This window comes from Cysteiniphilum halobium, from assembly GCF_003574425.1.
Taxonomy (GTDB): domain Bacteria; phylum Pseudomonadota; class Gammaproteobacteria; order Francisellales; family Francisellaceae; genus Caedibacter; species Caedibacter halobius.
Genome location: NZ_QLIU01000025.1, coordinates 1 through 13,790 on the forward strand (window position 1 = coordinate 1; position 13,790 = coordinate 13,790).

At 37.8% G+C, this 13,790-nt stretch carries 15 protein-coding genes; 2 read left to right on the forward strand and 13 right to left on the reverse strand.

Going from position 1 to position 13,790, the window contains the following annotated elements; all coding sequences use genetic code 11:
* Positions 1-423: 423 nt before the first annotated feature.
* Together DNK85_RS11850 and DNK85_RS05840 are read left to right on the forward strand one after the other, a co-directional pair.
* Positions 424-582, forward strand: a complete 159-nt coding sequence (locus DNK85_RS11850; RefSeq protein WP_235842388.1) for a DUF5993 family protein — start codon at positions 424-426, stop codon at positions 580-582.
* A gap of 19 nt (positions 583-601) precedes the next feature.
* Complete coding sequence (locus DNK85_RS05840; RefSeq protein ID WP_119328642.1) at positions 602-1,177, forward strand: disulfide bond formation protein B; 576 nt, start codon at positions 602-604, stop codon at positions 1,175-1,177.
* On the opposite strand, the gene DNK85_RS05845 is transcribed toward DNK85_RS05840, so the two are convergent.
* The 13 genes from DNK85_RS05845 to rpmI all read right to left on the reverse strand — a co-directional run bounded on the left by DNK85_RS05845 (position 1,166) and on the right by rpmI (position 13,789).
* On the reverse strand, positions 1,166-2,104 hold the full coding sequence (locus DNK85_RS05845) for a lipase/acyltransferase domain-containing protein (RefSeq protein WP_119328643.1): 939 nt from the start codon (positions 2,102-2,104) through the stop codon (positions 1,166-1,168). The two genes, DNK85_RS05840 and DNK85_RS05845, sit on opposite strands and share 12 nt — an antisense overlap.
* Positions 2,105-2,345: 241 nt before the next feature.
* Complete coding sequence (locus DNK85_RS05850; RefSeq protein ID WP_119328644.1) at positions 2,346-2,918, reverse strand: NAD(P)H-dependent oxidoreductase; 573 nt, start codon at positions 2,916-2,918, stop codon at positions 2,346-2,348.
* Positions 2,919-3,091: 173 nt separating this feature from the next.
* Positions 3,092-3,334, reverse strand: a complete 243-nt coding sequence (locus DNK85_RS05855) for a hypothetical protein (protein ID WP_119328645.1) — start codon at positions 3,332-3,334, stop codon at positions 3,092-3,094.
* A 112-nt stretch (positions 3,335-3,446) separates the two neighbouring features.
* Complete coding sequence (locus DNK85_RS05860) at positions 3,447-4,361, reverse strand: LysR family transcriptional regulator (protein ID WP_162896553.1); 915 nt, start codon at positions 4,359-4,361, stop codon at positions 3,447-3,449.
* A 99-nt stretch (positions 4,362-4,460) separates the two neighbouring features.
* Positions 4,461-5,852, reverse strand: coding sequence for a phosphomannomutase/phosphoglucomutase (locus DNK85_RS05865; RefSeq protein WP_119328647.1), 1,392 nt, complete (start codon positions 5,850-5,852; stop codon positions 4,461-4,463).
* 19 nt (positions 5,853-5,871) lie between these two features.
* On the reverse strand, positions 5,872-7,053 hold the full coding sequence (locus DNK85_RS05870) for a class I SAM-dependent methyltransferase (RefSeq protein ID WP_119328648.1): 1,182 nt from the start codon (positions 7,051-7,053) through the stop codon (positions 5,872-5,874).
* Positions 7,054-7,055: 2 nt separating this feature from the next.
* Entirely contained in the window at positions 7,056-7,874 is an 819-nt protein-coding gene (rluB, locus tag DNK85_RS05875; protein ID WP_119328649.1) for a 23S rRNA pseudouridine(2605) synthase RluB, read from the reverse strand.
* Positions 7,875-7,902: 28 nt separating this feature from the next.
* A complete protein-coding gene (locus DNK85_RS05880) occupies positions 7,903-9,654 on the reverse strand; it encodes an alpha/beta fold hydrolase (RefSeq protein ID WP_119328650.1) in 1,752 nt (583 codons plus the stop codon).
* 9 nt (positions 9,655-9,663) lie between these two features.
* A complete protein-coding gene (gene pilW, locus DNK85_RS05885; RefSeq protein ID WP_119328651.1) occupies positions 9,664-10,416 on the reverse strand; it encodes a type IV pilus biogenesis/stability protein PilW in 753 nt (250 codons plus the stop codon).
* Complete coding sequence (gene rlmN / locus DNK85_RS05890; RefSeq protein WP_407919663.1) at positions 10,416-11,495, reverse strand: dual-specificity RNA methyltransferase RlmN; 1,080 nt, start codon at positions 11,493-11,495, stop codon at positions 10,416-10,418. Before rlmN ends, pilW begins: the two co-directional genes overlap by 1 nt.
* A 147-nt stretch (positions 11,496-11,642) precedes the next feature.
* The gene (locus DNK85_RS05895) at positions 11,643-12,968 is read right to left on the reverse strand and encodes an amino acid permease (protein WP_119328652.1); all 1,326 of its coding nucleotides are present in this window, start codon (positions 12,966-12,968) and stop codon (positions 11,643-11,645) included.
* A gap of 229 nt (positions 12,969-13,197) precedes the next feature.
* Positions 13,198-13,557 carry a 50S ribosomal protein L20 gene (gene rplT, locus DNK85_RS05900; protein ID WP_117003271.1) on the reverse strand — a complete coding sequence of 120 codons (360 nt, stop codon included), beginning with the start codon at positions 13,555-13,557 and terminating at the stop codon, positions 13,198-13,200.
* 34 nt (positions 13,558-13,591) lie between these two features.
* Positions 13,592-13,789: a 50S ribosomal protein L35 gene (rpmI, locus tag DNK85_RS05905; RefSeq protein WP_119328653.1), complete on the reverse strand. Its 198-nt coding sequence runs from the start codon at positions 13,787-13,789 to the stop codon at positions 13,592-13,594.
* Between the last annotated feature and the right edge of the window lies 1 nt (position 13,790).

Genomic DNA, 13,790 nt, shown 5'->3' on the forward strand with positions numbered 1-13,790 from the left:
TAATCAATGCACTAATTTTAAATAATGAATGATCAATTTTAAATTACAAATGCAATTCAACATTTAACATCAAAAATTCAAAATCAAATGCCTAACTACAATCCGCAAAAATCTTTGCTCAAAGTATTTAAGTATCTACATTTTATATCTCTTTAAACATCTTAGAAACCTTGATAACAAGGCATTCCACCGACCACTCTCAGTGAGAACAGGAGTCAATTCTACAGATTTTTTTTTACTTGGCAAGCTGTTTTTGAGCGTTTTTTAAAGTTTGTGTTGACCTGTATTTTTTACACTCAAAGCATCTTTGATTTAGCACCCCTATACCTAAGTTTCAGTTTTTACCTATAATCCAGTTATATAATGTATTGTTTTTACATTATACTAACTCTGGGTGACAAAATATTAATGGAGTAATCAAATATGCCTGGAATATTAATTGTTTTTTTCTTATTAGTAGTAAGTGTTATCAGTGTATGGTTGCATCGCACAATAGGAATACTCTTTTTCTGCATTTTTCTCATTGCAATGAGTCTTGTGTTTTTGCACCACGCAACAGATCATCTTGGTTTGTACTTTTAATGGCAAAAGGAGCTTCAATATGCAACGATCCAAAATAAACAACTTTGTAAAGTGTCTTAATGCCATTGAAATACTTGCCATTATTCTTGTAATTGTAATGGCCTTCTCTTTTCAATTTATTTTAGGAGAGCTTCCTTGTCCACTATGTTTACTGCAACGCCTTGGGCTTTTAGGTATCGCTTTTGGTTTTTTACTTAATATAAGGTACCACGTGCGCCCTGCTCACTACAGCCTCTCATTACTCTCAGCTGTATTAACCTCATTCATTGCTATGCGTCAGATTGCACTTCACATCAATGACCCGCATGGCTACGGCTCGGCAGTTTTAGGATTACACATGTATACATGGGTATTTGTACTTTGTATCGTTGCTATTATTTATATTGCTATTACGCTAGGGCTATCATCACAATATGACATCAAAGCAAATAAAGGTGAAATCGCAGAAGCCAAAAGTAAAAAAATAAAAATATTTACGCATGCTGTCTTTGCTCTATTTGTCATTATTATAGCGGCTAACTTAATTTCTACTTTTGCCGAATGTGGATTAAGTGAGTGTCCTGATAATCCAGTTGTTTATACGCTATGGCATTAGCAGTTCGTATATAAGCTCTGAGAATTCGGGGCAACGCAAATAACCATAAGATTTGTGAGGATTATGATGATATCTACCAAGCTTTTTGTTGAAAATTCCATATTCATTAAATACTAGTTGATCAACTACTTGTACCCCTTGATGATTTGGGCCATAAAGCGGCCCCATCTTCAAGCGATAACATGCAACATCACGTGGGTCAGAAAAATTATACCAAGACTTTACAGCACTTGGAGTGCGTGGCTTATTTCTAAAATGCCCATCTGTAAGCTCTAAAAACGGGTGTTTATAGGTAATTGCGTAAGTCAAAGGTGATCCCATGGTAATAAAACATCTAATATTAATCTCAGGTAAAAATGAACGAATATTACGTAATACGTCATAGCAAATAATTGACCCCATCGAATGTCCAATAACAATAATTTCTTTACCTTCCTTAGCATGCACACTCAAAACATCCATCAATTCACACATCAAAATCTTACGTAATGGCTTTTTTTGTCCTTTACGATCATGGATCTCAACTGCATCGTTATAATAGTACGCCATATCACGAAATAATTTATTAGCCGCCCAAAAAGATACTGGATCATATTGCTGAATTAAGTTAACAAATTTACGTATTGCATTTTGTCCAAGCAACCCTACTCTTTTAACTAATGAGTCTGCATAACGCGGAAAGTTTTCTTTTTCTAAATAATAATATGGCTCATCGTCATATAGCTCATCAAAATAATATGTCTCATCATTATGCAATGGATATTTATGCAAAAGATCTGCCCAATAGACCATTTGAAAGTTCACACCACCATAATAACCACAAGTTTTCTCCAAACCTTCTTCAATAGCAGACTTCCACCATATCTGAATAGTCTCTCTGGCATTTTTATTTAACAGCCCATGCACACCTAATATAATTTTATCCATAATTTATTATGACTACCTGTTTATTATGCTAACAAATAATGTGAATCTCATTACCAAAGTCTAATATGCACAAATAAAAACACAAATAAAACAGGCAGATGAACACATAATATATTATAGTCTTGACTTATATATTCATCACACAAGCTTAATAAACATACTCAAAAGTAATTTCCCCTCATATTCATGCATACCTAAATATATTATGATCTATCAATATCATACATAAAGCACCATAACATCATGCTAACTCCCCAACTGCTACACCGCTTAATACCATTTCCAGATGATGTTTATACTCAGTCATTTTCTTTGGCAAATCCGGATTCTGTATCACATCAAAAGCGTGAAAGCTTGATAGTTTTTTAACCCCTATATACTGTTGGGTAACATGTAAAGGCGCTAAAATATCATCAGGAGATAAATCAGCATAAGTTCCATCACCATAGAACGCACTTTCAGGCGCATTCCAAGTAGTTGATAACAAATAATGTTTATGTGTTAATAACCCACCCCTGCCATAAGAATCTGCTCTACCATGCGTCACCCCAGAAGCGTATACATCTTCCATATAGCGCTTTAATAATGCAGGCACATTAAACCAGTATACTGGCATTTGAAAAATAATCAGATCAGCTTCAAGCAGCTTTTGCTGCTCTAAATCAGTAGAAAACCCTTCTGACAGCTTTGAAACAATAACTGACCACCCTCTTGATTGGAAAAAATCTCTGGCAACATCTGTCATTGTCTGATTGTAACTGCCCTTAGCAATAGGTTTATTGTCTGCCGCATTGATAATTAAAAGTTTAGACATATCTTAGAATCCTTATATTCATTAATGTTAGTACATCATCATAATTTTTATTAGCACTGCAAAAAACAGGGTAATTTTGAAAACTTTATTCGGTTGAATGCAAAAATTGCCATCACATTCTTTTTGATTGCTCACGTTATTGCTCTTGAAAAATCGCAACACTTCAGGCAAAACTACTGACAAACATCCCATTTTGAGAGAACTGATGCTACCCAATTAGGTTTTGAATCATGGTAAATCTCATCCTCTGAGAAATCACTGTAATCCATGTCAACAATGTCATACTTTTTAAGTGCTCGTAAATAATGTAACAGAGCTCCAACATCTCCCCAGTCAGATCCTAACATACGGTGGGCATAGGATTGAAAGTCTTGATAATCATACTTTACCGACTCAATCAGTAAATCAAATGACATCGCTATTTCTCTGCCTTTTTATGATACTGTCGTAAGGCTTTATGCTATGAGTAACTTAGGCAAGAGAAAAGTAGCATTTTTCAAATTGACCATTGCATATTTTGCAAAAGGCTTATTTTTGCACCTTAAATTTATGATACAGATAATCAATAACTGCCTTGTTTTTCTTTAATGCTGCACTATGTTTGGTATAAATTAAATACATCCGATTATCAAAATGGTTTGGTGTCACTTGATAATCCGGCAAAATATGGCATAAACTGCCATCAGCAATATGTGGTAGAGCAATAATATCTGGCAACAGAGCAATACCCATATGGTTTAGTGCAGCACTTAACACCATCTCAGGGCTATTACTAGCGAGCTTAAAATGCGTACTAGGATTAAATCGAATTTCTTGAGCTTCTTTTTTAAATAACCAGGTATGATAGGAACTTCCTAGGTGCATCACAATAATCGAATCTCCTTTAAGATCATCGATATTAATAATCGGTTTGACTCTCTTAGCAAGGTATTTTGGTGACGCAACTAATAGATAACTATAGTCAAACAAAGTTTTTGCACGCAAGTTTGAGTCTTGCGGCTTCCCTGCACGAACATATAGGTCATAATCAGATCGCTCCGGATTGAGCAGCTCATTTGCACACTCAATTTCAAACCGAATATCAGGGTTTTTCTGGCAAAACTCATCCAATAATGGCGCAAGTTCCTTATGTGAAAAATACCAAGGACAGGAAATTCTTACAATACCATTTAGCACATCATTTTGATGCTGTAGCTGATATTGTAATATATCCATTTCTGACACCATACATCGTACTTTATCAAGAAAAATATCTCCCGCTTGAGTCAGTTTTATATGGCGTGTACTACGTTGCACAAGATCTATTCCAAGCTCATCTTCTAGCTGTTGGATTATTCTTGTCACGGATGATGTTGCCAAATTTAGCTGTTGTGCAGTCTTAGTAAAGCTATTCATATCTGCTAATAAACTAAATACTCGATAAGGAAATAGTATGTCACTCATAATGTTATAAAATATCATTATCTAAAAAACTTCATTCTATGAGAATATTGTCAAAAGGCAAATTTAAATATCAGCTTCCCAGCAATACAAAAAGCATCCCTAAACTGCATAAGTATTTATAACAGACTCCACCCACTGACTAAAATCATCCTTAATGCGTACTAGAGCTTCTTCATTATCAGCTTCAAATCTAAGTACTAAGCATGGTGTGGTGTTAGATGCTCGAACCAATCCCCAACCATCTTCAAACTCAACCCGCACACCATCAATGGTAATGACTTTTGCATTGTTGAATTTTGTATTCGCTTGCTTTACCAAGCTGTCAACCACAGTGAATTTTTGCTCTTCGGTTACATCAATATTGATCTCAGGGGTATTAATGCTTTGTGGAATGCGCGCAAAGATTTGATCTAAAGACGCATCACTATTTGCCAGAATATTTAACAATCTAACACCTGTGTATAAGCCATCATCAAAACCAAGCCAACGATCATTGAAAAACGTATGACCACTCATCTCACCTGCAAGCTCAGCACCAGTTTCTTTGATTTTCTTTTTAATCAGAGCATGCCCTGTTTGTGACATAATCGGCTTGCCACCCAGCTTCTCAACAAACTCAGTAAGATTTTTAGTGCATTTAACATCAAATAAAATCGTCGCTTGTGGATGCACTTTTAATACATCTTCGGCATAAAGCATCAACTGACGATCTGGGAAAATATTCTCACCCTTAGGTGTGATCACACCTAAGCGATCACCATCACCATCAAAGGCTAAACCAACATCAGCATGATGTGCTTTAACCGCAGCAATAAGGTCTTTTAAATTAGCAGGTTTACTTGGGTCAGGATGATGATTAGGGAATGTACCATCAATCTGACAAAATAGCTCAATGACTTCGCATCCTAGCTTTCTAAATAGTTGAGGTGCGATCTCACCTGTAATGCCATTACCTGCATCAATCACAATTTTCAAAGGCCTAGCAAGCTTTTCTTGTTTGGCAATATAATCAATATACTTATCATCAATCACAAGGGATTGGTAAGCACCCACTGGATAGTCTTTTGCTTTACCCTTTATGATGATTTGTTTTAACACTTGAATATCATCTTGTGCTAGGGTGTGTCCTGCAATCATCATTTTAAGGCCATTGTAATTTGCTGGATTGTGGCTCCCTGTCAACATAATACCTGTGCCATTGCCTTGTGTTTTCGCAGCAAAGTAAAGCACAGGTGTCGGGACCGCACCGACATCAATAACATCACATCCTCCAGCTTGCAAACCTTCAGCCAATGACTTTAACAAGATTGGTCCTGATAAGCGCCCATCACGTGCAATAAAAACCTTTTGCTCACCTTGTATACGTGCCTGCTGCGCGAATGCAACACCGATATTAAATACAACATTCTCATTTAGATCTTCTGGATATGTCCCACGAATATCATACGCTCTAAAAATATGCGCAGGGGTTAGTGCATTTTCTTTAAACAATTTATAACTCCTTTATGTTTTATAACAAATAACTCAGATCAATATCATCAAATGCTTCAATCACGTCATTATAGCCAACAGATAATGCCATGACTTTAAAATTCTCAGCTAGCTCAGTACTCAGTGTCAGTAATTTAAGCTCTTGATTTAATCGCAATAGCTCTTTTTCATCTAAATCTATCTGTAGATTTTTATAGACGTTCATAATCCCTGCCTGACTTAGGAAACTGCCTTGTGTGACAAAACCATCAAGCACAAAACCAAGACTCTCAGCACATTCAACAACAGTTGTAAAATCAACGTGTGCCGTGATATCTTGCACGCCTGTGTAAATCAGCGGATTGTCATGCACATGATGCTTAAAATAGCATTGCAATGTCCCTTTGCTGCGTGCACTACTGTAATACAAATCACGTTGATAGCCATAATCACAGATAAAAATTACACCATGATTCAATACGCTACGAATTGATGTTAACCACGGTTCAATCCATAGATTGATTTCTGTTTGATAATCATTAATGGATAGCAAATTTTCTAGTGGTAAACGGTTAATCGCCGCTGCTAATAATGGATCAGTAATCTTTTCATCACACCACATAAATTGATCTTGTTGATAGTCGACTAGCATGCGTTTTAGTGATTTTTCCTTGATAGAGATCAACTCAACCGGCATGGCATCGATTACTTCATTGGCAAAAATAATGGCATTAAGCTTTTCTTTGGGCAACTCATCCAGCCAGTGAATATGGTTGTAATAATCGCCTAATGACTTCAATAAATGCTGTTGCTTAGCTTTTAAATCAGGGCTTACTTCAATAATATAATATGCATAAGGCAACGTATTAAGAGATTTAAGCTTTTGCAAACAATCCAATGCAAACTTCCCTGTGCCTGCACCAAACTCAATAATGAGAGGATTTTCACCCAGCTTTGGCAAGATATCTGCAAACTGTAAGGCAAAAGTTTGTCCAAACAGGCTTGAACTCATTGGTGCCGTCATAAAGTCGCCCGATTCACCAAGCTTTAATTTATTCGCCGTATAATACCCCAAATTTGGCGCATATAACGCCTCTTGCATAAAGCGTTTAAAACTAATGGCGGATTTACTCTTAGCAATGACACCAGCAAGATGCGCAGTCATATTTGCCACACGCGCACACTCATCTGCGTTTAATTCCGGCAGCATTGTTTGGTTCATGATTAACGCTTACGATCTAATTTATCAAGCAAACTCTTTGGAAAGAAAAAACGCTTCATTTTAACGCTTTGGCGTAGTGCATTGACATCTTGCGGACTTAGCTCCTCTGATTTACCTGCACTTAAATATCTTGGTAAAGTGATATTGCCATAACGCACGCGTGTTAGGCGGCTTACTTGCACACCAACGGCCTCAAACATTCGACGTACTTCACGATTTCGACCCTCTGATAAAGTCACATGATACCATTTATTCATGCCTTCACCGCCGACAAAGCGCACACTACTAAACTTAGCTTCACCATCGTCAAGTACAATCCCCATTTTAAGCTGCTCAATCACACTATCCTCAATATCACCAAATAAACGCACGGCATACTCACGCTCGACTTCATACGATGGATGCATTAAACGATTGGCAAGCTCACCATCGGTGGTAAATAACAGTAATCCCGTGGTGTTAATATCCAAGCGCCCAACCATAATCCAGCGCCCGATTTTCAATCTTGGCAAGGCATCAAATACTGTTTTGCGCCCTTCGGGATCTTGTTTAGTACAAATCTCACCATCGGGCTTGTTGTAGATAATCACGCGAGGGCGCGATAAGACAACTGCTTGATTACGCAACGGTTTACCATCAACAATAATCTTGTCATCAAATGACGCACGATCACCAATTTGTGCAACTTTACCATTAACACTCACGCGTCCTGCGAGAATTTTTTCTTCCATCTTTCGTCTTGAACCAAGTCCTGCTAATGCTAAGAGTTTCTGCAGCTTATCTTTATGATTATTATTTTTTTTAGGATGTTGATTACGCATTTTTATGTACTTCGTAGGATAAATTCAATTACTGCGGGAACTTTACCCCATTTTCACTCATTCGCCAAGAAAAGTGTTCATATACGCCTGTTTTTCCTTGCTCAATTAATTTATAAATTTCCGCTTGATTGATCTCAAAATCTGTCCCTACAATATCCAAGGTATCAATAAAAATCACACGATTCCAATTGCTTGGCTCTAAATGACGTTTTAATGATGCTAGTGAGTAGAATTTCATAAACTCTCGGGTAAACTCAAAAATATGCCCGATCTTGTGAAAGCTATCTGATTTTTTACGCATTTGCTTTAACGGATCTTCTTTGGGGTCTAAGCGAAAACCTAAAGTTTCGGTATTAAATACTTCATCATTTGATGCACCATTATACAAAGCATTAAGGCTATTGTGCATATATTGTTTATCATCAAATAACTCTAATGGACAGTTCCAAATTAAGCCACCATCAACCAAAATGTTTTCTTCTTTACCATTTTTACGTTTAACCGCGCGAAATAACATCGGAATACACGTTGAGATTCTTAACGCCTCTACTACTTGCATGGTTGGTGTCGTCTCAGCACTGTAAACTTCAGCACACTCTTTGGTGAGATTGGTGCCAATAATATATAAATCATTGCCTGTTAATTGCTTAAGTGTAGCAAAATTAATAAAACCATCGGGTAATTTGCGCGCAATAAGCTCAGCCATATGACTAATAAAGAAGTCTCCCTTGTACCAGCCAAAATCGGTAATTAAACGTGTTGAATTACTAATAAAATTACGACTGGCATCCATAAATAATCGATAATCCAGTTGACTTACGATTTCCTCTACATCTTTGGCATTAAAACCAACCGCTAACAAAATGGCATAAATTGCACCTGCTGATGTGCCGGCAAAACGATGAATATTTTTCAACACCCCCAGTGATTCAAGTGCAGTAATCGCACCACTATAAGCGATTCCTCTAACACCTGCGCCCTCAAACACCAGATTATGAAAGGCATGAATATTTAACTCATCAATTGTCTGACTTAAAAAGTGATTAACACGCGTTTTTGATTGACGCATTGGAAAAGGGGAAATGCTTTCAAGGGGTTTCACACGTGCGCGATAAAATACCTTATAAAAATTATCGACCCTCTCTCGTTTTGCCGGCAGATATTTTACCGAGCGCAATACCATCGTTTTGATACGCAGTTTACTATGATGCATATCTAAAGCCGGTAGTCTTAACAACGTCTGATAATACGCTCTAATTACCCAAAGTCGCGGCAAGCTTGAGCTATTATTCCCTTGTGATTCAACTTGCGCTCCATTTAAACGAAAAAAACGATAGCCCCATGAAAATGGCCATTGTAAATACCATGGCACGTCAGTCAATTGCTCATAAGGCATTGGGTTGATTAATAATTGTTTTTGAATCAACTTCGGATATTTCTCACATAATAGCAAACTCATCAATGCACTATAGCCATAAGCAATAATCGTAATATTTTCAAGTTTAAAATACTCGATCACGCTTTGCGCATCAAGTACACTTTGCACTATCGAACATTCAATTACTTTTTTCGGGCGACCACTTTGCCCATGACCATATAGATCATAAGCCACAATATTATACTCAGATGAGAACTTCCTAAATTGCGCCTGCCAGTTGATCGCGCTACCCGTAATACCATGCAAAAAAAGTAAGGTTTTACGTTTGTGATCAATCTCATTATGATAAACACAAAGCCTGCGATTGGTCCTAAACAGACGTTTTGTAATCGATAAGATCATCTATAAACCTTATTCGTACAATTTAGAGCTCAACTGCAAACGCAACGTTGCCGCCTCATTGTAATCACCTAAGGCTTGTAATATATCCATCTTAAGCTTAATATTCTCTTGTGTTTTACCTGCTAACTCAATATAACGATTAACCATATTAAGCGCATCTTTATAGTCTTTTTCATGATACTCAAGTTGCGCAAGCTCCCAATAAGACAAGGTACTTCCAGCACCCTGATCTATCGCTTTTTCAAAATAACGTTTGGCTTGCTTGCTATTGCCCTGCGCCAATAGGCAACGTCCATAAAGGGTAAAAGTCTCAGCCAAGTTAATATTTTTTGGCAACACAATTGAGCGTTGAAATAAATTATTGGCTTGTTGATATTGATGTTTATCCATACACAGAAATTGTGCATAGAAATTATAGGCCTGAAAATCATTTGGCGCCATGCGTAGCGCTTTCTCGTAAGAACGCTCGGCAATATCTGGCATCCCTAAGTTTTGATAATATAAGCCTTCCGCGTAATATATTGTTGGTACATGAGGGTCTTGTGACTTCGCTTTTAACAGCTTCTCTTTAGCGCGATCAAGCATCTCACGTTGTGCGTAAACAACGGCTAACTCAGCGTTAATCTTTGCTGCTTTAGCATAATCAACAGTAGGTGCCTCGGGAATATCTGGTAATTGTTTGGAGTTATTTGCACATCCTGCAACCATTATAATAATTACAAATAGTCCCGCCTTGACCAATAGATTCCTTATTTTTCGCATTATGCCTCACTTAAGCTACGTTGATATCGCACTTGACGCTTGGTTTTATCTTGCACTTTACCTGCAAGCTGTCCGCATGCCGCGTCGATATCATCACCTCTGGTTTTCCTGATCGTTGCCACAAAACCTGCTTCCATTAAATATTGCTGAAAGCGATGCATTCGATTGTTACTGGGCTTCTTATATGGCGTACCAGGGTATGGGTTAAATGGTATAAGGTTGATCTTAGCCGGAACCTGTTTTGACTTCAATAGTGTTACTAGCTCTTTTGCATGTTCAAGCGCATCATTAATATGTTCCATTAGTGTATATTCAAAGGTGATTTCCTTATGTGGTCCACGTTGAGCATAAAGCTTACATGCCGCCATTAGCTCATCAATATTATATTTCTTATTGATTGGCACAAGCTCATTGCGAAGCGCATCATTAGGCGCATGCAATGATACCGCTAATGAAACATCTGATTGCTCAAGCAGATCATAAATTCGTGGCACCACACCCGATGTGCTTAGAGTCACACGCCGCTTTGACAAGCCATAAGCTAAATCATCCATCATAATATCCATGGCACTGACCACAGCATCAAAGTTCATCAATGGCTCGCCCATACCCATCATCACCACATTGGTCACTTGTCGATCGTGCTCGCCTTGTTGCTTTGATAATGCACGCACTGCCGTCCATACTTGACCAATAATTTCAGCCACGGTTAAATTGCGATTAAACCCCTGCTTGCCAGTCGAACAAAAACTGCAGTTCAACGTACAGCCCACTTGCGAAGAAACACATAAGGTTCCACGCGAACCTTCTGGGATATAAACAGTTTCAACAAGATTACCACCAACATCAATAAGCCACTTATGTGTGCCATCATTCGAGGGTTTATCTAACACCACTTTGGGTGACACTACTTCAGCCACATCGATTAGCTTCTGACGCAAGACTTTACTTAAATCACTCATGTCATCAAAAGATGTCACACCCTTTTGGTGAATCCACTTAAACACCTGTTTAGCACGAAATGGTTTCTCATCAATACTTGCAAAGTACGCTTGCAGGTCTTTTTGACAAAAATTCATTAAGTTTGTTTTTACTACTACTTTCCCAATTGCCATGTCTTGCATCTATATACTCTATGTCGTTTTATTCTATTGATTTAATCAATGATTAAGATTGCATAGGGCATTATACAGATGATTATTTTGCATTCAATGATTTTGTAAGATCTACCGGCTTTTTCTTTGTAAATTAATCCACTCCGCAATCGCATAAATTGGTGTGCCCAGAAAGAATAAGATCATGCCATAGTAAACAACTTCTTGACCTGAGCCTAATATTGTCCAGAATGAATAAGCACATGCCAATACGGCAACAATAATCGCCATTTGCCAGAAAGGACTATCTTTATCTTGTTGTTTAATCACTAAAATATTCGATATCGTCGTATAGAAATACGGCACTAAAGCCGTTAATACCGCCATGAGAATAATTAACTCAAACTGCTCAACCAAAGCTTTTGACATCGTTAATAATAACAATATAGTCATTAGCACAGCAGATAAGATCAAACTAAAGCTTGGCGCACCATAGCGGTTTTCTTTGGCAAAAACCTTAGGAAAAAGGCTGGTCTCGGCAATTGATTTAGAGACTACTGCAGTGACCATAATCCAACCATTAAGCGTTCCTAAACATGCAATAACTGCAGCTATTGCAATAAATACACCACCGGCTTTACCAATGATTTCTGTTGCTGCTAATGCAAATGGGGCATTGGAATTTACCAACTCCGCCGCTGGCACCATACCCATAATCACCGTTGAACTTGCGATATAGATAAATGCTGCAATCAATGTACCGGTTAGTGTCGCCAGTGGAATGGTTTTTTGCGGATTTTTGACTTTACTTGCCGTCACCGCCGCTGATTCTAAGCCAATAAATGCCCAAAGGATCAATGATGCTGCAGCACTTAACGCACTTAGGTTTGAGCTATCTGTGCGATTAAACTCAAGATAATACTCCGGATGAATATACCAAATCCCGGCAAAAATAATAAACAATAGTGGGATCGTTTTACCAATCATTGACAATAATTGCAGCCAACCCACCGTGCGTGCGCCAAACATGTTAAATAAAGTGATGGTCCAAATAACGCCAATGGCTGCAATTGCAGTCATTAACTTATCTGACAAAATTGGGAAGAAAAAACTCAAGTAACCCACCATTGACAAAGCAATAGCACAATTACCCACCCACAACGATACCCAGTAACCAAAGCCGCTTTGAAAACCAAGAAAGTTCCCCATACCAACACGCACATAGGTATACGGTCCGCCATCAACCTTGGGTACCAAGCGACTAAAACTGCAAAAAACAAGCGCCAATAACATCGAACCAATTGCTGTGAAAATCCATGCCAGAATGCTAATCGAACCAAATTTTGCCAAACCTGATGGCAATAAGAAAATCCCTGATCCAACCATATTGCCAGAGACTAAAGCCACCAGCATCCAAAAGCTCATATATCGATTTTTCTCTTTTACACTGTTCTGCATTTAAACATTACTCCCAGATTTTTTATATTTCTCATTCAATAATAGTCAAAATAAATACCACATCATGACTAACTATCAAAGTAAGCTTGTGTTAACGGCAGTTACCCTAACAGGATTGACTCTAAACAAATAGATACAAAATCATACGATTTTAGATATTTAAATATTAAGTATAAAAAAAGGGTGTGCTGTCAACAGCACACCCTTTAATTCAACTCGCGCTTACTATTTAAGCTGCTAATGCTGATTTTGCTTTCTCAACCAACTGTGCAAATGCATCTTTATTGAATACTGCTAACTCAGCCAATACTTTACGATCAAGCTCAATATTTGCTTTTTTCAAACCATTGATAAATAAGCTATAGCTTAAATCATGCTGACGCGCTGCTGCATTAATACGTACAATCCAAAGTGCTCTGAATTGTCTTTTTCTTTGCTTACGGTCACGATACGCATATTGACCGGCTTTGATAACTGCTTGCTTAGCAACACGGTAGACACGCGAGCGCGCACCATAGTAGCCTTTAGCTTGTTTTAAAATTTTCTTATGACGACGACGTGCTTCCACGCCTCTTTTTACTCTAGGCATAATCTACTCCACTTTAAAAATTTGTTATTAACACTTATGCATAAGGCATTTGTTGATTCAAACTTGGAACGTCTACTTTAGCAACTTGAGACATACCACGTAAATGACGCTTACGCTTAGTTGTCATCTTTGTGTTAATGTGAGCGCGGTTCGCTGAACGATGCTTGAAACCACCCTTACCAGTTCTTTTAAAGCGCTTAGCAGCACCTCGGTTTGTTTTTATTTTTGGCATA